A 21,816-nucleotide genomic window follows, 5' to 3' on the forward strand; every position below is an offset into this window, starting at 1 on the left:
CCCCAAAGCCAACATGGGAAGCCTACGCGGCCTCTGTCTCTGGAGCCCTTCAATGACCAACCAAACCGCTCCCTGTGAGGGAGAAGCCCAGGCCGTCGTTGACGAGTTCGTCAAGGAGATGCGCCAGCGCGGCTATTGGGACGACTGCCCCGAGATCGCTCCGCATGACGTGCGGCGGATGCTCGGCGACATGGAAGCGGACCTGTCGGCCCCCACGGCTCCTGTAGCTGGCGTCTCGGTCGGAGAGATCATGCACCGCGAGACCATGACCGTCGCCGACCTGATCCGGTGCGCCCGCGCCAACGCCGCAGCCATGCACGAGGGCAGCAATCTGGCCGGGCTCCTTGAGCAGATGGCAACCGCCCTGTCAGCCCCCACGGCTCCGGTAGGAGTGGATAGGGAGGTCCTGGAGCGCATCCGAGGCGACATCACCGATCTTCGGGCTGAACACGAAGTCATGGTGGGGGCGTCTGACCCGTCCCAATGGACGATCGACGTGTCGGTTTCCGATCTGGAAGCCATCCTCGCCGCCCTGTCCGCCTCCCCCCAACCCGGTGAGGGGGGTAGCGGGGAGCCCGCATGCTGGATTTCGCCGAAGGGTCTCGAACTGCTGGCGCTCGGCAAGCCGGAGGTCCGCGCCCTCGTCCAAATCGGACGCGACGACGACTACGCCAAGCCCCTCTACGATCACCCAGCCTCAGATAGCCGGGATGGGGCGCTGATCGACCAGATCACAGCGCTGCTGGCCATCGAGAACCCGTCGCACCGCATCCCCGGCCATGCTCGCGAACTACTGTCCCGCGCTCTAGCAGCCCTCTCTATAGTTGGGGGAGGGGGTGCACTACGGCCTGCGGCCTCCGTACCTACCGAGCCCGAGGCCGCCGGCAGTTCTCGCCAGGAGGCAGCGGATGGCTGAACCTCGAGCGATACCGCCCCGCCTGCTGAGCGAGGACCAGGCCGCCGAGTATCTCGGCATCCCGAAGGCCGAGATCGTCCGCCAGGGCATCGGCCGCGTCCCCTTCGGCCGCTACGTCCGCTACGACCGCCGGGCCCTCGACGCGCACCTTGACGCGCTCAGTGGCCTGGCCTCCCAATCCGCCAACGACGACACCCCGGACGCCGCCTTTGACCGCTTCCTTCGCGATGAACCTGCCCGGTCTGCATAGGATCCGCCGATCGGCCGGCGCTCGGGTCTACGAGTATTGGTACGCGTGGAGGGGAGGTCCCCAGATCCTGTCGGCCTCCGCGGCGAATGAGAAGGCGCTGGCCCGAGAGGTCGGGCGCCTGGCTCCGGCGGCCTTGGAGGCCTACCGCGAGAAGACCCGCAAGGGCTCGGACAGCGTGACGATCTATGGCCTGATCACCCGCTATCTCGACGCCATGGCCCAGAACCAGAAGCTGGCCGATCGCACGAAGAAGGACAGACGCGCCCACCTCGACACCGTCAGGACGGAACTGGGCAACATGGAGGTGAAGGCGCTGGAGAGTCGCAAGGCCCGGCCGTTCCTCTTGGGCTGGCGCGACAAGCGGGCGGCGACGCCCAAGACCGCCGACGCGCTCCTCGGCGACCTGTCAGCGGTGTTGAACTGGGCCAAGGACAAGGGGGAGATCGCATCGAACCCGCTGCAGGACTTCCCCCGCATCTACCAGGTCGACCGGGCCGACGTGATCTGGCAGCCCGAACACCTCGACCTCCTGTTGAAGTGGGCCGATCCCGAAGTCGCCTGGGCCGTGCGCCTAGCCGCCGAGACAGGCCTCCGGAAGAACGACCTGCTGGCCCTGCCGTGGACCGCGGTCAAGGATCAGGCGATCGTCTTTCAGACCAGCAAGAGCAAGAAGAAGCGATCGGTCGTCATCCCCCTGACCGCCAGCCTACGGGAGGTCCTGGCTGAGATCCCGCAGCGCGCAGTGACCATCCTCACGTCCTCCGACGCCCTGCCGTGGAAGGCTCCGGGAAATGGTCTCGACAGCGGCGTCCGGCGGGCCCGGATGGATGCGCTCGCACATGCTCAGAAGGTCCACGGCGCCGACGCCCAGACCGGCTTGGAGGGGCTGAGGTTCCACGACCTGCGAGGCACGGCCGCAACGCGCCTGGTCCTCGCCGGCGTCCCGATCGAAGAGGTGGCGGTGATCCTCGGGTGGGAGCCGTCGCGGGTCCACGAGATCGTCCGCCGCTACGTCTCGGACGAGGCGATGGCCATGGGCTTGATCTTGCGCTTTTCGACGGGCAAATCTCTTTTACAGCCGGCCGCTAAGTAGCTGAAATCGTTGACGCGAGAAGCGCCCGATTTTTACAGCGAGCGCGTTGATCTGACTGATAAAGCCCGCGCTTTTGGTACCGTCATTCTAGGTTCGAGTCCTAGTTCCCCAGCCATCCGCCGCCTTGAAAACGCAGTCGAAATCCGGCTGCGTTTTGCAATACGGTTTTGCATTTGAAGCCGTGACGCTTCCAAACCCCAGCGTGAACTCGGGTCTCCCGCCGCAAGCGGACATTCCGAACGTCGTCTAAGGGTGGGAAGCGGACGTTGCGTGGGGTAGCCATCACCGGATGGATGACTGGTTTAAACAGGGTTGCGAGAGTTGCCGACAGGCCGTGCTTTCGGGGAGCAGTTCCTCTCCCGCACTAATCGGGACCAGCATACCCAACCATGCTCATCTTCGCCGGTGTCACGTCTGTGGCTCTTGGTGGAAAGAGAACGAGCGCGAAGCCCACGTCATTGGTGAGGCCGAGGCGCGCAGGACTTTCAAAGACCTGTTCTGAAAGTCCGCAATGGGTCTGGAGCAGACATTCGCAATCGGCTTGGAAGCGGACCTTCGGCTGAGAGGCCCAGGAGCGGACGCCGTCAGAGTCCGCTAAGGGTGGACAGGGGGCCAACCCTGTCAGCCGGCCAACGGTTGGGCCGTCGGAAAAGTCCACCGATGCTCCCGCACCTCGGCGCGAGGGCGATAGAGCCGCACGAGATAATTCCAGCCCGGCGGCACGGGCAGGCAGTTCGGGGTTTGGCCGTCGCACCCGCCGAACTGGATGGCAATAGAGCCATCATTGCCCTTCTGGGCGGTGATGCTGTTGATCGTATAGGCGTTGCGGCTGTTCGGCTCGAAATAGCCGGCGGCGTTGTAGACGCTGATCGACCAAAAGCCGTCGACCGGCACGTCCTTAACCGTGAGCCGATAAACAGTATCGCCGTCGTTCAGCTCTGGCGTCTCGCCGATGTACATCGCCTCGGCGTCGGGATTTCCGCCCCACCCTGCTGCCGCGCCTATCAACCGCCGAAGCGGGTCGACCTCGCCGCGGGCTCCGAAGGCGTGTTCAAAGCTCGACAGACCGGAGGCGAGGACCTTCAGTGCGTCGCGGACCCGCGTCAGGCTGTTTTGATCCCAGGCGGGTAGTTCAACAGCGCCGGTGCTCGCCTGGGTGACAGCGATGGCGTCTTGCAGGCGGCGAACCTCTCTCAGATCAGCCTCGTCGTTGGGATCGACAAGGGTTCGGACCAGCGCTGCAACATATCGCGTGCCAATATCGGCCTTGGTCAGCACGCGCCGGGCGGGCGCATGTTCCACGCCGTGGGTGTAGTGATCCTCATCGATGATTTGCAGGGCCATGTAGCGTTCGCCGGCGTCGGGGAGCGTGATGGTCACATCGCCCGCATCGAGGTCGAAAAGCGCCTGGCTATAGAGCGTGTCGCGATTGAGACGGACGATGTCCTGTTTCTCAATCGAAGCTGGTTCCCTGACATGTACGAACGTACCGAGCGCGCCGTTCTTCGCGAAGCCAACGAGGTAGTTGTCGGTTTCGGCCCGAACAAAATTGTCGGCGTTCACGATGAGGGACATTGGCGGTGCTCTCGCCTGATGGTCGGCGTCTCATCAGAGGGCCGAGGCGCACGCGCATCAATCAGCCCAAACCCTGACTTCGCCCAGACGGAAGAACGGAAGCTCTACCTGCACTGCCGCTGTGATCGGCGTTAGACGGCGGGTTCCGCCCAGCTTGCTCGCCTCGCGCGCCGACGCGAGCCGCTCAGTGCGTTCGCGCCGTGTCCAGCGGCAGGCGGATGCGCACCCCGGCGCCGGCGCCGGGCGCGGTCTCGACCGTCATGGCGCCGCCCAGGTGTTCCGCGAGGCCGCGGACCAGCGACAGGCCGTCGCGCGGGGCCAGTTCGCCCGCGCCGAGTCCGGAATCACGCACCAGCAGACTCACGCCGTCCACCGTGGGGGCCCAGAGCACGGTGATCAGGCCGCCCTGGCTGTCGGGGAAGCCGTGGCGCACGGCGTTGGCGATCAGTTCGTGCAGGATCATGGCCAGGGGCAGGACGTGGCCGTCAGGTATCTCGACCTTCGCGCCTCGCGCCTCCAGGCGAATGCCGCGATCGGCGCAGCTGCGCGCCCAGAAGGCCGCGACGTCGTCGAGATAGGCGGCGAAGTCGACCGATCCTTCGCCCGGCAGGCGGCGCTGGATCAGGGCCAGGGCGGCGACGATGTCGCTCAGCCAGGTCAGGTGCCGGATGCTCTCCGGATCGGTGACGGTGCGCAGACGGATGCCGACGAGAATCTGGATGAACTCGTGGGGGTCCCCCAGCCGTCGCTCAATCGCGGCCGGCCGGTCGGCGAACGCACTCATGTCTCACCCTACAGGTTGAATTGGACGGTTGATGAATAACGCGACGCGAACCAATTCTCCAAGCAGACGTTTGCTGTGTCCGGTCACCGACACTTGGTGCTAAGCTATTGTGTTGCGTGTGGTGGGGGAGCGTTTCGAGTGCGTGTACCGCCTGATTTGAGGGTCCTGATCGTTGAAGATCAGGCTCTGCTGGCTATGGAGCTTGAGCTCGTCCTGGCGGAAGCCGGCTGCGACGTGGTGGGCGCGGCGATGGACACCCGCTCGGCGCTCGCCATCGCCGAGCGTGAGCAGCCTGACCTCGCGCTCGTCGACGTCAATCTCCTGGACGGTCTCACCGGACCGCAGATCGCCCAGACGCTCGTCAGCCGTCATGGGGCGGCCGTCGTCTTCCTCACCGCCAACCCGGAGCAGATTCCCGAGGGTTTCGCTGGGGCGTTGGGGGCGGTCTCGAAGCCGTTCGATGAGCACACCATCCGCGCCGTCGTCGATTTCGCCCGCCAGTTCATCGAGAACCGCACCGTCGGAGAGCCGCCGCGCCGATTCCGCCTGGCCCCCTGGCTGACCACGCCGCCGGACGGAATCGCGCCGCACTGACACCGGTCACCGGAGCCCGCGCGGCGCGTCCGCTTCAGATCAGCCGATCTTCAGTCGCACAAACAGCATGCCGCCGTCCGGATCGCCGCCGTACAGCGGCTCAAGTGCGCCGGGCACATCGTTGACGCTGTACAGGGCGCCGACGCCGAAGCGCACGCTCTGCGCCAGACGCCAGTCGTGGATCGCCCCGACGGAGGCCTTGCTGACGGTGTGCAGATCGCCGTGGCCGCCGCCGACGCCCGGGACCAGCTCATCGGTCTGGATCCGCTCGGCGCGGCCGAACACCGTCCAGGCGTCGACCGGGCTGACCGCCGTCTCCAGCAGCCAGGCGTCCTTGGATTGCCCGTGGTCGTTGGTCTTGCGGCCCCAGGCCAGGGTCGAAGCCCACCAGCCTTCGGCGCCGAAGCGGGCCGTGTGCAGGGCGCTGGCCGACCATTTGGTCTCGTCCTCGTCGGGCTCCAGCTGCTCCGGCCCCGTGACGTCGGCGTAGGAGGCCTGCAGCGACCACTCCGGGGACGGGTTCCACGACCCGCGCACCGACCAGCTGTCGAACTCGGGGCTCTCGATGTCGTAGCGGTCCTGGTCCGGCTCGCGGCCGCGGAAGGACGAGGCCTCGATCTTCATGCCGTCGTGGGCGTAGCCCAGGGTCGCCACGCCGAAGACGATATGGGTCGAATCCAGCCAGTGGTGGGTGATCGGCGCCTCGGGGCTGTCCATCGCGCTCATGCGGTGCATGAAGGCCGGCGGGCCGAACGCCGGTTCGCCGGGCAGGCCGAAGTAGGCGAAGACGCTGTCCTTGTCAGACAGCCGGCGCGCATAGCTGGCCGACAGCTCCATCACCAGTTCGTGCGGATGCTGGCGGTCGACGAGGGGTGTGACGCCGTCCGCCGTCTCGCCTGCCGCCAGCAGCAGCGGATAGCCGTCCTTGCCCATGAAGGGGTCGGGGCTGAGCATGGCGCGGAGGTTCAGCGTCGACCCGTCGGCGAAGTCGCGTCGCGCCGCGCCCATGACCATGCCGGCGAGGAAAGTCTTCTCGTCGCCGCGCGGCCCGTTCTGCTGGTCGTACACGAGGTTCAGCAGGGCGTGGCCCATCAGGGTCCAGTCGCCCGCCTGCCGGTGCACGCCGCCGTGCTCGGCCAGATCCGGTTGCCAGCTGGTGCCGGACGCGTCGCGGCTCATCGGCCAGACGCCCAGCGCGCTGGTCATGGCGGCGTGCCCCTCGTGGCCCCTGGCGTGGCCCCCGTCGTGGCCTTCAGGCGTGGGCGTCGCGGGCGGGGCGTGTCCGGCGTGGGGATCGGTGGTCTGGGGGGCAGGCGCGTTGTGGCCTGCGTGGGGATCGGTCTGAGCCGGCGTCGGCGCGGGGGGCGTGGCGGGAGCCGGGGCGTGATGGCCCGCGTGGGGGTCTGCGGCCGGCGTCTGGGCCGGCGTCTGGGCCCGCGGTTGGGCCGGAGCGGGAGGGTGTTGCGTATGCTGCGCCGCCGCGGGCAGGGCGAGGGCGAGCAGGGATGCGCCGGCGAGGGGCGCGATAAGTCGGGCAGCCATGGGTGGCCTCCTGAAAGAGCAAATAGGGGCGCGCGCGGTCGGGCCGCGGCGCATCGCTGTCTTCAGTGGAGGGCGGACCGGGGCGGGCCCGGTTCGGGGCAGGGGTGTTCGCCGCAGGGCAGCTCGCCGCGCAGCAGGCGGTGGGCCGGCTTCGGCGGAACCGGAACGGCGCGGTCCGGCGCCTTGAGCTCAGGGGTGGCGACGCAGGCGACGCAGCAGTTCATCGCCTTCATGGCCTTGTCCGGCGCGCGATCCTGGCCCGGGTCGGGGGCGTGACCCCCGTGGGCCATCGCCATCTCGTGGCAGGCCGGGGCGGCGGATGCGGCCATGGCCGGCGCAGCGCCGATGACCAGCGCCGCCAGGGCGCCGAGCAGCAGCAGGAATGCGCGAAGCAGGGCCATCGCCCTCACCTAGGCGCTTCGCCCCCGGGCCGCAACGCGCGTCACAGCCGCAGGCCGTCGCTCTGCGGCGGGCGGCCGTCCGGTGTCAGGTCGAGCTGCATCAGCACGACGTCGATCCAGCGGTCGAACTTCCAGCCCGTCTCGCGCCAAACCCCGGCCTCGCGGAAGCCGCAGGCCCTGTGCAGGGCGATGGACCCGGCGTTGGCGCTGTCGCCGATCGCCCCGATCAGGTGTCTGAGGCCCATGGCCCGGCCGCGTTCAATCAGGGCCTGCATCAGCGCGCGACCGACGCCGCGCCCCCGCGCTTCGGGCGTCACATAGACCGAAAGCTCGACGCAGTAGCGGTAGGCCGGACGCAGCCGGAACGGCGACAGGTAGGCGTAGCCGGCGAACCGGCCGTCGATCTCGGCGGTCAGCCAGGGCAGATCCAGGGCGCGAACGGCGGCGACGCGCTTCGCCATCTCGGCCTCGTCGGGCGGATCCAGCTCGAAGGTGGCCGTGCCATGCAGCACCTCGTCGGCGTAAAGGGCCGTGACGTCCTGCAGGTCGCCGGAGTCTGTGTCGCGAAGCCGGGGTTCGATCACGTCTTGTCTCCGAAGCAAATCGCCCCGTGGGCGGCTTCACAAATCCCTGATATCTTGCCCTGGGGTCCGAGGGAGGACTGGGCATGAAGACGATCTTAGCAGCGGCTGCGGCCGCGTCTCTGGTGCTGTTCGCGCCCGGGCTGGCGACCGCGCAGGCGAAGGCGGGGGCGGCGGGGATATCCAAGGCGCGGGCGTCGACGGTCGACATCCAGGTCTGCAATCGCAGCGGCCGCGACGCGACCGTGGCGGTCTCCTATGTCGAGGTCGGCTCGGGACAGTTCGTCAATCGCGGCTGGTACGACGTACTGAACGGGGCCTGCGCCCAGCTGGTGTCGACGGACAACGCCAACTTCTACGTCTACGCCGACGCCACCGACGGGTCAGGCCGGTCCTGGCAGGGCGAACACGTCCTGTGCGTCCAGTACCCGGGCCCTTACACCTTCTGGTCGACAGGGTCCTCGACCTGCGAAGAGGGCCAGGAAACCCGCAACTTCGTGCCGATCCATGCCGACGAGCCGGGTCCCTACACCTGGAACCTCGACCCGTAGCCCTAAGGATTCAAGCCTGACCGGGGTCAGGCCTTCTCCCAGCCCTTGTCGACCGCCCAGATGGCGAAGGCGTAGTCGTGCGCGACTTCCTTCAGATAGTCGAAGCGGCCCGAGGCCCCGCCGTGGCCGGCCTCCATGTTGATCTTCAGCAGCACCGGCTTGCCCGAGGTGGTCGCGGGCCGGAGCTTGGCCACCCACTTCTCCGGCTCCCAATAGGTCACTCGCGGATCCGACAGGCCGCCGGTGGCCAGCACGGCCGGATAGGCCTGGGCCGAGACCTGATCGTACGGGCTGTAGCTCATCATGTAGTCGTAGGCCTCGGGGTCCTCGATCGGGTTGCCCCACTCGGGCCACTCGGGCGGCGTCAGCGGCAGTGAGGTGTCGCTCATGGTGTTGATCACGTCGACGAACGGCACCTGGCCGATGACGCCGGCCCACAGGTCCGGACGCATGTTGTTGACCGCGCCCATCAGCATGCCGCCGGCCGAGCCGCCCTGGGCCACGATGTTCCCGGCGCGGGCGAAGTCCTTGGCGATCAGGTGTTCGGCGGCCGCGATGAAGTCCGTGAAGGTGTTCTTCTTGGTCATCCGCCGGGCCGACAGGAACCAGTTCCAGCCCTTGTCCGAGCCGCCGCGGATGTGGGCGATGGCGTAGATCCAGCCGCGGTCGACCAGCGACAGGCGGTTGGTGGAGAAGCTGGCCGCCATCGGGATGCCGTAGCTGCCGTAGCCGTACAGCAGCAGCGGGGCCGAGCCGTCGACCGGCGTCGACTTCCTGCGCAGCACCGTCACCGGCACGAGCTGGCCGTCGGCGGCCGGGGCGTTCAGGCGCTCGACGACATAGTCGGCGGCGTTGTGGCCCGACGGGACCTCCTGGACCTTGCGCAGCGTGCGCTGGCGGGTCTTCAGGTCGTAGTCATAGGTCGAGGTCGGGGTCGACGGCGAGTTGTAGCCGTAGCGCATGACCGTGGTGTCGAACTCCGACGCCCCGCCCAGCGACAGCGAATAGGCGGGCTCGTCGACGGCGATGTCGTGCTCGGCGCCGGCGCGGTCACGGATGACGATCTTGGTGTTGGCGTCGGCCCGCTCCTGGCGGCCGATGTAGTCCTTCACCAGGGCCACGCCCTCGATGAAGCGACCCGGCGCGTGCGGGACCAGGTCCTTCCAGTTCGCCTTGGCCGGCGAGGCCGTCGGGGCCTCGACGATCTTGAAGTCGACCGAGTCGTCGGCGTTGGTGCGGATCACCCAACGGTCGCCCCAGTGGTCGGCGTCATACAGCCGGGCGACCTGGCGGGGCTCCAGCACCACCGGCGTCGCGGTCGGCGTGGCCGCCGGGATGATGCGGGCTTCCGAAGTCTCCTGGTTGGCGATCGAGATGACCACGAAGGCGTCGTCGGCGGTGCGGCCGACGCTCTGGAACATGCCGTCGTCGGTCTCCTCATAGACGAGGGTCGCCTCGCCGCCGCGCACCGGGCGGCGGAAGATCTTGTCCGGACGGCCGTTGTCGTCGCGGTTGGTCCAGAAGATCCACTGGCTGTCCGGCGAGAAGGTGAAATTGCCGGTCGCCGAGCCGATCGGGTCAGGCAGGACCTCGCCGGTGGCCAGGTCCTTGACGAAGATCTGATGGACCTCCGAGCCCTGGGCGTCCTCGGCGTAGGCGAACAGCTTGTGGTCCGGGCTGTGGTCGGCCGCCGAGACTTCCGAATAGGCCTTGCCCTTGGCCAGTTCGTTGGCGTCCAGCAGGATCACTTCGCCGTCGGGGCGGCCGCGGGGACGGCGCGCGAACAGCGGGTGCTGATCGCCGGTGCGGAAGCGAGTGTAGTACTCCCAGTCGCCGTCGGCCGACGGCACCGAGCTGTCGTCCTGCTTGATGCGCCCCTTCATCTCTTCGAACATCGTCGCCTGCAGCGGCAGGGTCGAGGCCATCATCGCCTCGCGATAGGCGTTCTCCTCGGTCAGGTGCGCCTTGACGTCCGCCTTGATCAGGGTCGGGTCGCGCAGCACGGCCTGCCAGTTGTCGTCCTTCATCCACTGATAGTCGTCGGTCCGGGTGCGACCGAGTTGTTCGATCGTGACCGGGATCTTCTTGGCGACGGGCGGGACGGGGACTTGCGGCATCGAGGCTCCGGTAGGGCGGGCTTGGGCGGGGAGGGCGGTGGCCGCGAGCGCGGCGGCGGACGTGGCGAGAAGATCGCGGCGGTTCATGGTCGGGGCCCCCCAGAGGCGAATGATCGCCGGACCTTGTGCGAGCGGGAGCGTCGCCGTCAAATGAACAAACCAACAGGGCCGCATCCATCCCGATGTTCGACGCGCAGATTCCCTCCCAGGTCGCCGACCCTCCGATCGCAGAGGTGGCGGCGCCCGCCTGGGACCTGACCGCCGGCCTGATCGCCGCGACGGTCCAGCTGGATCAGACCAACGCCGACGGCACGCGCCGGGCGGGCACCGGCTTCCTGGTCAATGCGCCGCGGCCGGACGGCCAGCCGCGCACGGTCCTGGTCACCGCCCACCACGTCCTGCGCGGCATGGCGGCGCCCGAGGCCCGCATCGGCTGGCGTGTCGAGATGCCCGGCCGCGGCTGGCGCTTTGCGCCGGAGCCGCTGCGCATTCGCAACGAAGCCGGCGAACAGCTGTGGACCCAGCACCCGGATCGCGACGTGGCGGTCATGGAGGTCTCGGCCCCGCCGGCCTTCGCCCGCGCCGCCATACCCCTGGCCTGGCTGGTCGAGCCCGAGGCTCTGGAGACCTGGCAGATCGGGCCCGGCGACGAGCTCCTGACCCTCGGCTATCCCTACGGCTATTCGGCGAACACCGCCGGCTTCCCGATCCTGCGCGCCGGCCGCGTCGCGTCGTGGCCGCTGACCCCGGTGCGCAGCTTCCCGACCTTCCTGCTCGATTTCCCGGTCTTCCCCGGCAACTCGGGCGGACCGGCGTTCTGGACCCCGGCGGCGCGCAAGCTGCCCGGGACGGTCCAGCCGGACCACCCCTTCGTCGCGGGGGTGGTGGTGTCCGAGGTGCGCCCGGGCGACGATCCGCTCGGCATCGCCGTCGTCGCCCACGCCGTCTACGTCCGCGAGGCCATCGCCCTGCTGGACGCGGCGTCTCCCTGACCTAGCCGGCCAGCACGTCCGCGCTCATCCGCTCCAGCAGGTCGCCGCCCTGGCCGATGGCGGCCAGACGGCTCGAGGCGTGGCCCAGCACATTGGCGGCGTAGACCTCGTAGAGCGCGATCTTGCCCTCCAGCCAGGCCGCGTCGCCTTCGCCGGAGTCGAGGATTTCCCGCGCCGCCAGCGCGCCCTTGGCCAGCATCCAGCCGCCGACCACATCGCCCAGCAGCTTCAGATAGCCGTCAGCGGCCGCCAGCACGTCGGCGGCGCCCCTGGCGTCGGCCTTGCGGTCCAGCAGCCACAGGGTGGCGTCCTCGACCGCCTCGATGGCGTTGACGAAGCGGTCGACCGGCTTGCCGGAGTAGAGCTTGGGCAGCTTCGCCGCCGTCGCCTTCATTTCGGCGATCAGGACCTTGGCCGACTCGCCGCCGTCCTGGCCCAGCTTGCGGCCGACCAGGTCCATGGCCTGGATGCCGTTGGTGCCCTCGTAGATCGGGGCGATGCGGGCGTCGCGATAGTACTGGGCCGCGCCGGTCTCCTCGATGAAGCCCATGCCGCCGTGCACCTGCACGCCCGTCGAGGCGACCTCGCAGCCGACATCGGTCGACCAGGCCTTGGCGATCGGGGTGAACAGGTCCTCGCGGCCCTTCCAGCGCTTCCGCTCGGCCTCGTCGCCCGCGTGCCGGGCGAGGTCGGCGGCGACGCCGGTGGACAGGCAGATGGCGCGGGCCGCGGCGACCTTGGCCTTCATCACCGACAGCATGCGGCGCACGTCCGGATGGTCGATAATCGGCGCGTTGGCCTCGCCGGTCCACACCGAGCGGCCCTGGCGGCGCTCCCGGGCGTAGGCGAGGGCGTGCTGATAGGCGCGCTCGGCGATGCCGACGCCCTCGACGCCGACGGCCAGGCGGGCCGCGTTCATCATCACGAACATATGGGCCAGGCCCTGGTTCGGCGTGCCGACCAGCTCGGCCGTCGCGTCCTCATAGGCCATCACGCAGGTGGGCGAGCCGTGAATGCCCAGCTTGTGCTCGATGCTGACCGGCCGGAAGCTGTTGCGCTCGCCCAGCGAGCCGTCCGGCTTCACCGCGAATTTGGACAGCAGGAACAGGCTGATCCCTTTCGGCCCCGGCGGGGCGTCGGGCAGGCGGGCCAGCACCATGTGCACGATGTTGTCGGTGGCGTCGTGGTCGCCCCAGGTGATGAAGATCTTCTGGCCGTTCAGGCGGTAGGTCCCGTCGCCGTTCGGAACCGCCGTGGCGGTCAGGGCCCCCAGGTCCGAGCCGGCCTGCGGCTCGGTCAGCACCATGGCCCCGGTCCATTCGCCGGACACCAGCTTGGTCAGATAGGTCGCCTTCTGGCTCTCGGTGCCGACCGCCTCCAGCGCCTCGATGGCGGCCAGCGACAGCATGGGGCACAGGCCGAAGGCCATGTTGGCGGAGTGCACCGTCTCATAGGCCGCCAGCTCCAGCGCCTTGGGCAGGTGCTGGCCGCCGGCCTCGGCCGAGGCGGTCAGGCCCGTCCAGCCGCCCTCGGCGAACTGGCGATAGGCGTCGGCGAAGCCTGGCGCGGCCTTCACCGCCCCGTTTGCGCAGGTCGCGCCCTTTTGGTCGCCGACCCGGTTCAACGGCGCCAGCACCTCTTCCGAGAACTGGCCCGCCGCCTCGAGCACGGCCGCCAGGATGTCGCGATCGTAGTCGGGGAAGGCCCCGGTCGCGGCCACGGCGTCGACGCCGGCCACCTCGGTCAGGGTGAAGATCAGGTCGCGGACGGGCGCGCGGTAGCTCATCGGGGAGGCCCTCAATGTCGGTTTCGCTCGCTTCATGCCGCCTTGCCGCAAGGGGATGCAAGCGGACCTTGGCGAACCGGAAGCGCTGCGGCACGTTGGCGTTTGCAAACCGGGAGTTTTCGATGGCTGAACCGCGCAACCGCTACTCCGCCGTCTCGCTGATCCTGCATTGGGTGATCGCCCTGGCAGTGGTGGCTCAGGTCCTGCTGATCATGGCCCATGACGCCACCGAGGGACAGATTTCGCGGGAATACGTCAACCTGCACAAGTCGGTCGGCCTGACCATCCTGGTGCTGACCCTGGTCCGCATCGGCTGGCGTCTCGCCAACCCCGCCATTCCGCTGCCGGACCATATGCCGCGCTGGCAGAAGATCTTCGCCCGAGTCACCCACGTCGGCTTCTACGTCATGTTGCTGGCCATGCCGCTGGTCGGGTGGGCCGCGTCGTCGGCGGCCGGTCGCGACATCCTCTGGTTCGGCCTGTTCCAGTGGCCGTTGCTGCCGATCGGCGGCGGTCGCGAGGTCGCCCGCGAGCTGATGGACATCCATGAGCTGGGCGCCAAGGTCGTCTACATCCTGATCTTCCTGCACCTCGCCGGGGCGCTGAAGCATCAGTTCGTCGACCGGGACAACGTCCTGCACCGCATGATCCCGTTCATCCCGCGTCGGCCGTGAGACGGCGTGACCTTATCCTGGCCGGTTGCGCGACGCTGCTTCCTCATGCCCGCGCCCACGCTCGCCCTTGGGCCCAGTCGCGCTGGACCTTCGACAAGCCGAGTTCGACCATCGAGCTGAACCTCAACGCCCTCGGCCAGACGCGGCGAGGGCGGTTCTCCGATTGGGCCGGCAGCATCGTCTTCGACGCGTCGGCCCCGTCGCGCACGCGCGCCTCGGTCACCGTCCAGGCCGCCTCCCTGCGCCTGTCGCCGTCGATGGGCACCGACCGCGCCATCGGGCCCGACTTCCTCGACGCCGCCCGCTATCCGACCATCCGCTTCGAACTGACCTCGGTCGAGCCGGTGGAGGGCGATCGCTACACCGCCGGGGCCAATGTCACCATGAAGGGGCGGACCCGGCCGGTGACCTTCCCGGTCGATCTCAGCACCTCGGGCGCCACGGCCCGCCTGACCGGCGCCTTCACCGTCAACCGCGCCGACTTCGGCATCGGTTCGGGGCCGTGGAACCGTATGGTCGGGCGTCAGGCGACGGTGCGGTTCAACCTGCTGGCGCGCCAGGCGTAGGCCCGGCTCGCTCGCGCGACGATTTCGCGCCCTTGTCTTGAGCGGCGCCGGAGCGCAGAGGATGCCGTTGAAGGGAGACGGCCTTGCGGCAGGAACGACAGGACCTCGCGGGAGACCCGATCGACGTGGCCGCCGCCGCGCTGCGCAACGGCGAGCTCGTCATCCTGCCCACCGAGACCGTCTATGGCCTGGCCGCCGACGCCGGTGATCCGCGCGCCGTCGCCGCCATCTTCGAGGCCAAGGGCCGCCCCCGCTTCAACCCGCTGATCGCCCACGTCGCCGACGGCGGCGCGGCCGAGGAGATCGCCCTCTTCGACGATCGCGCCCGGGCCCTGGCCGACGCCTTCTGGCCCGGCCCGCTGACGCTGGTGGTTCCGGTCCGCGATCGTCGCCGGGTCTGTGACCTGGCACGCGCGGGCCTCGACAGCGTCGCCGTCCGCGTGCCCGGCCACGTCCGCGCCCGTGAGGTCATCACCGAGTTCGGCGGCCCCGTCGTCGCGCCCTCGGCCAACCGCTCCGGCCGCCCCAGCCCGACCACCTTCGCGGACGCCATGGAGGAGACCGGCTCGGCCGCCGCCTCGGCCGTCGACGGCGGCCCCTGCGCCGTGGGCGTCGAAAGCACCGTGGTGTCCCTGATCGGCGGCAAGGTCGCCCTGCTGCGTCCCGGCTCGGTGACGCGCGAGGAGATCGAGGCCGTGGTCGGCCCGCTGGATCACGGCGGGGAGGGGCACCGCTCGCCCGGCCGCCTGACCCTCCACTACGCCCCGGATTCGCCGGTCCGCACTGATGTGAAGACAGCCCGCGCGGGCGAGATCCTGCTCGGCTTCGGCCCCGGCGTCGGCGACCCCCGCTGGAGCCTCAGCCCCACCGGCGACCTGCGCGAAGCCGCCGCCAACCTGTTCCGCCTGTTCCGCGAAGCCGACCGCGAAAAGCCCAAGGGCATCGCCGTCGCCCCGATCCCGACCCGAGGCCTCGGCGAGGCCATCAACGACCGCCTGAAACGGGCGGCGGGGCATATCGGGTAGGGGTTGGCCTACTGCCCGCTGGAGGTGCTAATCGTGCGATCCAGGAAGCGTTGAACTGCGGACTGCGTCTCGTGAGCCGAGAAGACCGTCAAGTGGTTTCGCCCATCAACGACAAAGACCTCGGTCTGCGGATCGCGTGCAAGGGCGTAGAAATCTGAAGGTCGGGAGTAGTCGTCGCGATCGCCGAGGACGATCAGTGCCGGGATGCTCAGTCGCCAGCTCGACAGTTGGCGCTCAAGAGCGGTCTCGAAGCTGGCACGAGCAGGCGATTCCTGCGCCCCGAAGAACGCGCGTTCAAAGCCGCGTTGGTATTCGAGCTGAACAGGCTCAAGCCTGTTGACCGTCCAGGTTTCCGGCGCATGGATGCGGACGTAGGGGGCCAATGCAATCAGGAAGTCGAATCCCGACAGTTCGGGCTGCGTGAGGAGCGATCCCCCGAAGCTCTCCGCGTGAAGTCCAATGAAGCGATATTGGGATCGTCTTTGGCGCGCCGCGGCCGACACCAGTGCGGCATCGTTCGCGAGCGCCTCACCTCCAAAGGTGGCGATCCGGCTCGCGAGGTCGAGCCCGGCGCCGGAAGAGCCGCTGTACTCGACGATCGCCACCGAATACCCCCGATCCAGGTACTGTACGGCCTGATGCGGGGGGGCGGTGGCCGCATGATTTTTGCCTGGACCGCCGTGAAGAAAGACGATCAGGGTATCGGCACCTTCGGTCGCGTACATCGTGACGGGCATGGGCCAGGCGTCCTGGCCCCAATCTTCGCGTTTGACGGTGACGGATGCACCGGTAGTCTTATCGGTCGAGCAGGTGATCGGGCGAATGGCCCTCTGGCCGTCACGTCCGACCTTGAGAAGAAATCTTGAGCCGTCGACCCGCTCCGCCATGGCGAAGATCTGACCTTGGGCTTCAACCGTCGCCACGGCGACGAGATGGGGGTCGCCGAGTTCGGTCAGGGCTTGCTGTAAGGACGTGGCGGCTTTCTCCCAGGATGGGGGCAGGGTCGTCGAGCGGACTCCGAAACTTCCAATGATCCGGCCTGATCCGGCGTCGAAGACATCGCGATCAAAGGCGACTCTGACGGCCTCTGGCGCATTGTCCAATGGCGCACGAAAGCCTTGTGCCAGCAGCTCGATTTCGTTTGATCGGTTCAATCCTAGCCTAGCGTCCGGCAGCAGCGGGCTAGCGATACCGAGGTCAGCGGCCGGGCCGGACGGTGGGGCATACCTGAGGTTCAGGGATCCTCGCAGTTCATAGAGATAGCCGAGAAATTGGTCCCCGGCCCAGTAACCGCCGATCGGCAGAGCGGCTTTCGCGTCCACCAGCCCGATGACACGATCGTATTCGGCGGCCTGTTCGGGCACCGATTTGGGATTGTAGCCGGTGCGGATCAGATCATAGGGCGCTGCGCCAAATTCAGCGGCCGCGCCGGGAGTCCATTCGGTATCGTCAGCGTCGCCGAATTCGAAGCTGAAGACCCAGCCGGGCCACCCTCTTCGCGTGTTCCCGATCACGGTGAATCCAGATTGGTCGCGCCACTGGGGTTCGAGAACGCCTGCGACCGAGGTGAGCTTGGTCAAATCGCAGACGTCGCGCTGCTCGTCGAAGAGGCAGGGGAGCGGCGCCACCAAGACGGAGCTCGTCCGCATGATCCGGCGAGGAACGCGGTCCAGGCTGCGGACCTGGACGGCCAGAAAACGACCGTCTGGCGACGGCCGAAGGTCCACGCCGCCGCAAAGGTCCTGGAGTGTGCCATGAACTACCCGCGGAACTGAAGCCGGGTGAGGAGGGTCTGGGCTCGCTTCAGTTGCCGAAGCGCCGGCCGCGACGGCGAATGCCGCCGCGCCGATCACCGCCAATCCTATGAAAAGGCGCATACCGCTTCCTGACTGGCCGCTACTCGCCGAAAATCGACCAACCGGAGGTTCCGAACTCGTAGGTCGTCCCATTGGCCGTCTGGAGGGCGGCGTCCCACGAGCCGTCACCGTCATCATCGTACAATGTGGTGATGCCGTCGTTAACATAGCCGACGCCGTTGACGATGGTTACTTCGCTTGGGTTGAAGGATTCGCTTAGCGCCAACTCGCGCTCTGTGGTTGTGAGACCGGCGTCGATCCCGAGCATGTCTGAGGCCCCCATAACGAAGTCGTTCATCGCTCGGTCAAAGTCGCCATGCCGATTGTAGTTGCTGTGAAATTGTTGAATCGCAGTCGGTACAAGCCAGGCACTCATTGTAATTTCTCCAAGATGATTCTGGGCGGTTACACAACTAAAAATTGAATATCAATGTTGTGCGGAATCATCAATCCCCGGCTTGAGAGCTCTTTGGTGCGAGTTGTCTCAGAACAGGTCTCTGCGGGTCGTATCCGCCAGCGCCCGTTGGAGCGCCGCCCTAAAGAAACCGCGCCTCGGCCGCTGCCCGATCGCATCGAAACGGGCTGACACGCAGCGCGTGAGCGGGCGGACATGGGGGGGGCGAATGCGAATCTGCCGAGAGCTCAGGCACCCACCTTAACTAGTGACGGGCCTCCGATCTCGGCTTCGCCTTGCCGAAGGATGACGAAAGTGGGTCGGGGCCCTACTGCGCGGTCCAGCCACCGTCGATCTTTCGCCTAGCGCCGCACCGTGAACCGCAGGATCTCGCCGTGCTCGGGATCGCTCCAGGTGCTGACCAGCGTCATGCCGCAGCGCTGCATCACCGTCTGCGAGGCGGTCAGTTCGGGCAGGGTCTCCGCCGACACCGAGCGCACCGGAGGCTCCCGGAAGGCCCGGGCGACCAGCAGGCGGGCGGCGGCCGTGCCGTAGCCGCGGCGCTGCTCGGGCTCGAGGATGGAATAGCCGATCTCGACGTCGCCGAGGTCGTCCGGCGGGCCCTTGAAGCCGGCGATGCCGACGGGGCGGCCGTCGGCGATCACATACCAGCTGCCGTAGCCGGGACGGTCGGGCTGGGCGGCGATCAGTCGCCGCATCCAGGCGCGGGTCTCGGGTCCGTTAAAGGGCGGCGGCCAGGCTAGGGGTTTGGCGAGGCCCAAGGCCGCGGCCAAGGCGTCGCCGCCAATGTCTTCCGCGTCCAGGGTGTCGCTCGTCGCGGCGATGAGGGTGACGGCGCCGTCTGTCTCGATCAGCACCGTCGTGCTCCGCCTACTGCGCCGTCCAGCCGCCGTCGATCGAGAAGCTGGCGCCGTTGGCCGAGGCGCCCAGGTCGGAGGCCAGGTACAGCATCATCCCGACCAGCTCGTCAGTGGTGACGAAGCGCTTGGTCGGCTGCGAGCCGAGGATCACGTCCTTCAGCACCTGTTCCTTGGTCATGCCGCGGGTGCGGGCCTGGTCGGCGATCTGCTTCTCGACGATCGGGGTCTCGACGAAGCCCGGGCAGATGGCGTTGCAGGTGATGTTGTCCTGCGCGACCTCCAGGGCGACGGTCTTGGTGAAGCCGATGACGCCGTGCTTGGCGGCGACATAGGCCGACTTGTACGGGCTGGCGACCAGGCCGTGGGCCGAGGCGATGTTGATGATCCGGCCGCGACCCTGGGCCTTCATGATCGGGATCGCCGCCCGCGTCGCATAGAAGGTCGACGACAGGTTGATGGCGATGATCTGCTCCCACTTGTCGGCGGGGAATTTCTCGACGGCCTCGACGTGCTGCACGCCGGCGTTGTTGATCAGGATGTCGACCCGGCCCAGCTCGTGCTTGCCGTAGGCGACCATGTCGGCGACCTCGTCGCCGCGCAGCATGTTGGCCGCGTGATAGCGCACGCGGACGCCGCAGCTGGCTTCGAGCTCCGCCCGGGTGCGCTCGATCTCGGACGGATCGCCCAGCCCGTTCAGGACGACTTCGCCGCCGCGCGAGGCGACGCCGCGGGCCATGGCCAGGCCGATGCCGGACGTCGAGCCGGAGATCACCGCCACCTGGCCTTTCAGGTCGCCGATGTCGCGGAAGGGCGCGGGATCACCCTGAGTGCTGTCGCCGCGCCGGGGCCATTGGAACATGAGTTTCGTCCGTCTGTGTCGTGCCGCCCAGCCTAGCTGTTCGCGACTGCGAAGGCGACACCGTCCGATTAATTTCCTTCTCTGGTGAATATCCAGTCGGCGTCGGTCGAGGAAGACTTTTCGAAGCGATAGCCGTCGCGGTCGAAGGCCTTGAGGTCGGCGGCCTTCTCGATGCGCTCGTCGATGGCGAAGCGGGCCATCCCGCCGCGAGCCTTCTTGGCGAAGAAGGAGATGATGCGGCTCTCGCCGTTCTTCGATTCGCGGAAGTGGGGCGTGACGATCGGCAGCTCCAGGGCGCGGGCGTCGACGGCGCCGAAATATTCCTGGCTGGCCAGGTTCACCAGCGTCGGATCGGCCTGGCCCTCGGCGTCGGCGTTCAGCTGTTTCGAGATCCGGTCGCCCCAGAAGTCGTACAGGCTGGAGCCCCGCCGGGTCTTCAACCGCGTGCCCATCTCCAGCCGATAGGGCTGGATCCGGTCCAGCGGACGCAGCAGGCCGTACAGGCCCGACAGGATGCGCAGATGGTCCTGGGCCCAGCCGAGCTCGGCCGCGTTCAACTCGCGGGCCTTCAGCCCCTCATAGACGTCCCCGGCGAAGGCGAAGGCGGCCTGCACCCCGTCCGTCGATTCGGGATCGAAGGCCTGGAAGCGCTCGCGGTTCAGCCGCGCGAGGTCGTCCGAAATGCTCATCAGCTGGCGCAGTTCGGAGACGGTGCGCGCCCGCGCGGTCTTCGACAGCGACGCCGTGTCCTCGCGGAAGCGGCGCTCCGACGCGGGCAGGGCGGGGTCGGCTTCGGTGAAGTCCAGCCGCTTGGCCGGAGACAGGACGATCAGCATGGCGCCCTGTTAGGCCGCTTCGGTGACGATTTGAACCAGGGCGCTTCCATCCGCCGCTCCCGTCCACAGCCCTTTCCAAACCCCGTCACCCTCGGGCTTGTCCCGAGGGCCCATACGCGCGGCGCCCGCCGGAGGGCCCGCTATCGTACACCGAGTTCTTGGGCCCTCGGCACAAGGCCGAGAGTGACGGAGAACAGCTCAACCCGCCTGTGCATACAGCGCAGCCAGGACCGCCGGCAGGCGCTCCGGCAGGTCCTCGGCGATCAGTCCGGGGCCGAAGCCGCGGGCCGCCTCGGCGTGCATCCACACCGCCGCCCGGGCCGCGTCGAAGCTGTCCATCCGTTGCGCCACCAGTCCGCCGATCATGCCGGCCAGGACGTCGCCGCTGCCCGCCGTGGCCAGCCAGGGCACGCCGTTGTCGTTGATGGCGATGCGGCCGTCGGGGGCGGCGATCACCGTCGCCGGACCCTTCAGCACCACCACCGCTCCGGCCCGGCGCGCGGCCTCGGCGGCGGCGGCCTCTCGGCCCTGCTCCAGCAGGCCCGGGAACAGCCGTTTGAACTCGCCCTCGTGCGGGGTCAGCACGTCGTCGCGATCCAGGAGGTCGAACAGGTCCTCGGGCCATTCGGTGAAGGAGGTCAGCCCGTCGGCGTCGACGATCAGCGCCGCGCCCGTGACCGCCAGCGCCCCGACGTTGGCCATGGTCGCCTCGCTGACCCCCGCCGCCGGACCGATCACCGCCGCGTCCAGGCCCTGGGCCGCCTGGGTCAGGGCCTCGGCCGAGGTGAAGGGCGCCAGCATCACCGCCTCGATCGCCGGGGCGATGACGCCTGCGGCGTCTGGCGGACAGAAGATTCGCACCACGCCCGCGCCGATGCGCAGGCCGCCGCGCGCCGCCAGCCGCGCCGCGCCTGTCTGGGTGGCTTTTCCGGAGACGACGCCCAGCCGCCCACGCGCGTGCTTGTGCGTCTCCTCGCCCGGCCAGGGCAGGCCGGCGCGCCAGTCAGCCAGGGGCTCGCTCGTCATCCTGTGGTCTCTCCGTTCACGGATGGCGCCGCGGATGGAAAAACGCTTGCCTTATTGTGCAATGCAATGTCCCTTTACCGCCCGAGCGCGAGGCGTATTTTGCCCGCTGGGATCGCCGATGAAAAAGATTGAAGCCGTCATCAAGCCCTTCAAGCTGGATGAAGTGAAAGAAGCGCTGCAGGACGCGGGCGTGCAAGGCATGACCGTGCTGGAGGCCAAGGGATATGGTCGCCAGAAGGGCCATTCCGAACTTTACCGCGGCGCCGAATACGTCATCGACTTCCTCCCCAAGATCAAGATCGAGGTGGTGGTTCCCGACGACCTCGCCGACTCCGTGATCGAGGCCATCCAGACCGCGGCCCGGACCGGCAAGATCGGCGACGGCAAGATCTTCGTCTCGGACGTCCTCGACGTCATCCGCATCCGCACCGGCGAAACGGGGGCCCAGGCCGTCTGATCGTCCCGACTACCGGCCGTCCTTCGGGGCGGCCGTTTCACATTACCTCCCCAAGAAACG

At 68.2% G+C, this 21,816-nt stretch carries 23 protein-coding genes; 10 read left to right on the plus strand and 13 right to left on the minus strand.

The genetic code is table 11. The features are described 5' to 3' along the window. The first annotated feature begins 52 nt into the window (after positions 1–52). From ASC65_RS14595 to ASC65_RS14605, 3 genes are read left to right on the plus strand one after another with little or no spacing between them, the layout of a single operon-like run. Positions 53–916: a hypothetical protein gene (locus ASC65_RS14595; protein WP_056454872.1), complete on the plus strand. Its 864-nt coding sequence runs from the start codon at positions 53–55 to the stop codon at positions 914–916. Next, positions 909–1,166, plus strand: coding sequence for a helix-turn-helix domain-containing protein (locus tag ASC65_RS14600; RefSeq protein ID WP_056454875.1), 258 nt, complete (start codon positions 909–911; stop codon positions 1,164–1,166). Before ASC65_RS14595 ends, ASC65_RS14600 begins: the two co-directional genes overlap by 8 nt. Continuing rightward, positions 1,126–2,259 carry a tyrosine-type recombinase/integrase gene (locus ASC65_RS14605; RefSeq protein WP_156459687.1) on the plus strand — a complete coding sequence of 378 codons (1,134 nt, stop codon included), beginning with the start codon at positions 1,126–1,128 and terminating at the stop codon, positions 2,257–2,259. Before ASC65_RS14600 ends, ASC65_RS14605 begins: the two co-directional genes overlap by 41 nt. Before the next feature lie 621 nt (positions 2,260–2,880). Here ASC65_RS14605 and ASC65_RS14610 read toward each other — a convergent pair. Further along, a complete protein-coding gene (locus tag ASC65_RS14610; protein WP_082526072.1) occupies positions 2,881–3,834 on the minus strand; it encodes a DUF1254 domain-containing protein in 954 nt (317 codons plus the stop codon). Positions 3,835–4,018: 184 nt separating this feature from the next. Further along, a complete protein-coding gene (locus ASC65_RS14615) occupies positions 4,019–4,618 on the minus strand; it encodes a sensor histidine kinase (protein WP_056454882.1) in 600 nt (199 codons plus the stop codon). 138 nt (positions 4,619–4,756) lie between these two features. Here ASC65_RS14615 and ASC65_RS14620 point away from each other — a divergent pair, with 138 nt between their 5' ends. Continuing rightward, positions 4,757–5,212 (plus strand): response regulator, encoded by a 456-nt coding sequence (locus ASC65_RS14620; RefSeq protein ID WP_156459688.1) that lies wholly within the window; start codon positions 4,757–4,759, stop codon positions 5,210–5,212. A 39-nt stretch (positions 5,213–5,251) separates the two neighbouring features. Here ASC65_RS14620 and ASC65_RS14625 read toward each other — a convergent pair whose 3' ends face one another. The 3 genes from ASC65_RS14625 to ASC65_RS14635 all read right to left on the minus strand — a co-directional run bounded on the left by ASC65_RS14625 (position 5,252) and on the right by ASC65_RS14635 (position 7,739). Further along, entirely contained in the window at positions 5,252–6,754 is a 1,503-nt protein-coding gene (locus ASC65_RS14625; RefSeq protein WP_056454888.1) for a hypothetical protein, read from the minus strand. A 62-nt stretch (positions 6,755–6,816) separates the two neighbouring features. After that, positions 6,817–7,155 (minus strand): hypothetical protein, encoded by a 339-nt coding sequence (locus ASC65_RS14630; RefSeq protein WP_056454891.1) that lies wholly within the window; start codon positions 7,153–7,155, stop codon positions 6,817–6,819. Positions 7,156–7,196: 41 nt separating this feature from the next. Next, positions 7,197–7,739 carry a GNAT family N-acetyltransferase gene (locus ASC65_RS14635; protein WP_082526073.1) on the minus strand — a complete coding sequence of 181 codons (543 nt, stop codon included), beginning with the start codon at positions 7,737–7,739 and terminating at the stop codon, positions 7,197–7,199. An 83-nt stretch (positions 7,740–7,822) separates the two neighbouring features. Between ASC65_RS14635 and ASC65_RS14640 the strand changes: the two genes are divergently transcribed. Then, the gene (locus ASC65_RS14640) at positions 7,823–8,287 is read left to right on the plus strand and encodes a DUF1036 domain-containing protein (protein WP_082526074.1); all 465 of its coding nucleotides are present in this window, start codon (positions 7,823–7,825) and stop codon (positions 8,285–8,287) included. 26 nt (positions 8,288–8,313) lie between these two features. Here the strand turns inward: ASC65_RS14640 and ASC65_RS14645 are convergent, their stop codons facing one another. Then, on the minus strand, positions 8,314–10,491 hold the full coding sequence (locus ASC65_RS14645) for a S9 family peptidase (protein WP_056454897.1): 2,178 nt from the start codon (positions 10,489–10,491) through the stop codon (positions 8,314–8,316). Between the two features lie 95 nt (positions 10,492–10,586). On the opposite strand from ASC65_RS14645, the gene ASC65_RS14650 reads away from it, so the two are divergent. Next, positions 10,587–11,396, plus strand: a complete 810-nt coding sequence (locus ASC65_RS14650) for a trypsin-like serine peptidase (protein ID WP_056454900.1) — start codon at positions 10,587–10,589, stop codon at positions 11,394–11,396. A 1-nt stretch (position 11,397) separates the two neighbouring features. Here ASC65_RS14650 and ASC65_RS14655 read toward each other — a convergent pair whose 3' ends face one another. Further along, the gene (locus tag ASC65_RS14655; protein WP_056454903.1) at positions 11,398–13,182 is read right to left on the minus strand and encodes an acyl-CoA dehydrogenase; all 1,785 of its coding nucleotides are present in this window, start codon (positions 13,180–13,182) and stop codon (positions 11,398–11,400) included. 122 nt (positions 13,183–13,304) lie between these two features. Between ASC65_RS14655 and ASC65_RS14660 the strand changes: the two genes are divergently transcribed. The 3 genes from ASC65_RS14660 to ASC65_RS14670 all read left to right on the plus strand — a co-directional run bounded on the left by ASC65_RS14660 (position 13,305) and on the right by ASC65_RS14670 (position 15,447). Continuing rightward, a complete protein-coding gene (locus ASC65_RS14660) occupies positions 13,305–13,856 on the plus strand; it encodes a cytochrome b (protein WP_056454906.1) in 552 nt (183 codons plus the stop codon). Then, entirely contained in the window at positions 13,853–14,422 is a 570-nt protein-coding gene (locus ASC65_RS14665; RefSeq protein WP_056454909.1) for a YceI family protein, read from the plus strand. The genes ASC65_RS14660 and ASC65_RS14665 overlap by 4 nt, the downstream gene beginning before the upstream one ends. An 83-nt stretch (positions 14,423–14,505) precedes the next feature. Beyond that, the gene (locus tag ASC65_RS14670) at positions 14,506–15,447 is read left to right on the plus strand and encodes an L-threonylcarbamoyladenylate synthase (protein WP_056454912.1); all 942 of its coding nucleotides are present in this window, start codon (positions 14,506–14,508) and stop codon (positions 15,445–15,447) included. An 8-nt stretch (positions 15,448–15,455) separates the two neighbouring features. Here the strand turns inward: ASC65_RS14670 and ASC65_RS14675 are convergent, their stop codons facing one another. The 6 genes from ASC65_RS14675 to ASC65_RS14700 all read right to left on the minus strand — a co-directional run bounded on the left by ASC65_RS14675 (position 15,456) and on the right by ASC65_RS14700 (position 21,299). Next, the gene (locus ASC65_RS14675) at positions 15,456–17,324 is read right to left on the minus strand and encodes an alpha/beta hydrolase family protein (RefSeq protein WP_156459689.1); all 1,869 of its coding nucleotides are present in this window, start codon (positions 17,322–17,324) and stop codon (positions 15,456–15,458) included. 19 nt (positions 17,325–17,343) lie between these two features. Beyond that, a complete protein-coding gene (locus tag ASC65_RS14680; protein WP_156459690.1) occupies positions 17,344–17,679 on the minus strand; it encodes a hypothetical protein in 336 nt (111 codons plus the stop codon). A gap of 380 nt (positions 17,680–18,059) precedes the next feature. After that, entirely contained in the window at positions 18,060–18,575 is a 516-nt protein-coding gene (locus ASC65_RS14685) for a GNAT family N-acetyltransferase (protein WP_056454921.1), read from the minus strand. A gap of 13 nt (positions 18,576–18,588) precedes the next feature. Next, entirely contained in the window at positions 18,589–19,437 is an 849-nt protein-coding gene (locus ASC65_RS14690; protein ID WP_056454923.1) for a 3-hydroxybutyrate dehydrogenase, read from the minus strand. A gap of 68 nt (positions 19,438–19,505) precedes the next feature. Then, positions 19,506–20,273, minus strand: a complete 768-nt coding sequence (gene yaaA / locus ASC65_RS14695; protein ID WP_056454926.1) for a peroxide stress protein YaaA — start codon at positions 20,271–20,273, stop codon at positions 19,506–19,508. 198 nt (positions 20,274–20,471) lie between these two features. Further along, on the minus strand, positions 20,472–21,299 hold the full coding sequence (locus ASC65_RS14700) for an NAD(P)H-hydrate dehydratase (protein WP_056454929.1): 828 nt from the start codon (positions 21,297–21,299) through the stop codon (positions 20,472–20,474). 118 nt (positions 21,300–21,417) lie between these two features. Between ASC65_RS14700 and ASC65_RS14705 the strand changes: the two genes are divergently transcribed. Next, a complete protein-coding gene (locus ASC65_RS14705; RefSeq protein ID WP_056454931.1) occupies positions 21,418–21,756 on the plus strand; it encodes a P-II family nitrogen regulator in 339 nt (112 codons plus the stop codon). Positions 21,757–21,816: the final 60 nt, after the last annotated feature.

The organism is Brevundimonas sp. Root1279, from assembly GCF_001425945.1.
Classification (GTDB): domain Bacteria; phylum Pseudomonadota; class Alphaproteobacteria; order Caulobacterales; family Caulobacteraceae; genus Brevundimonas.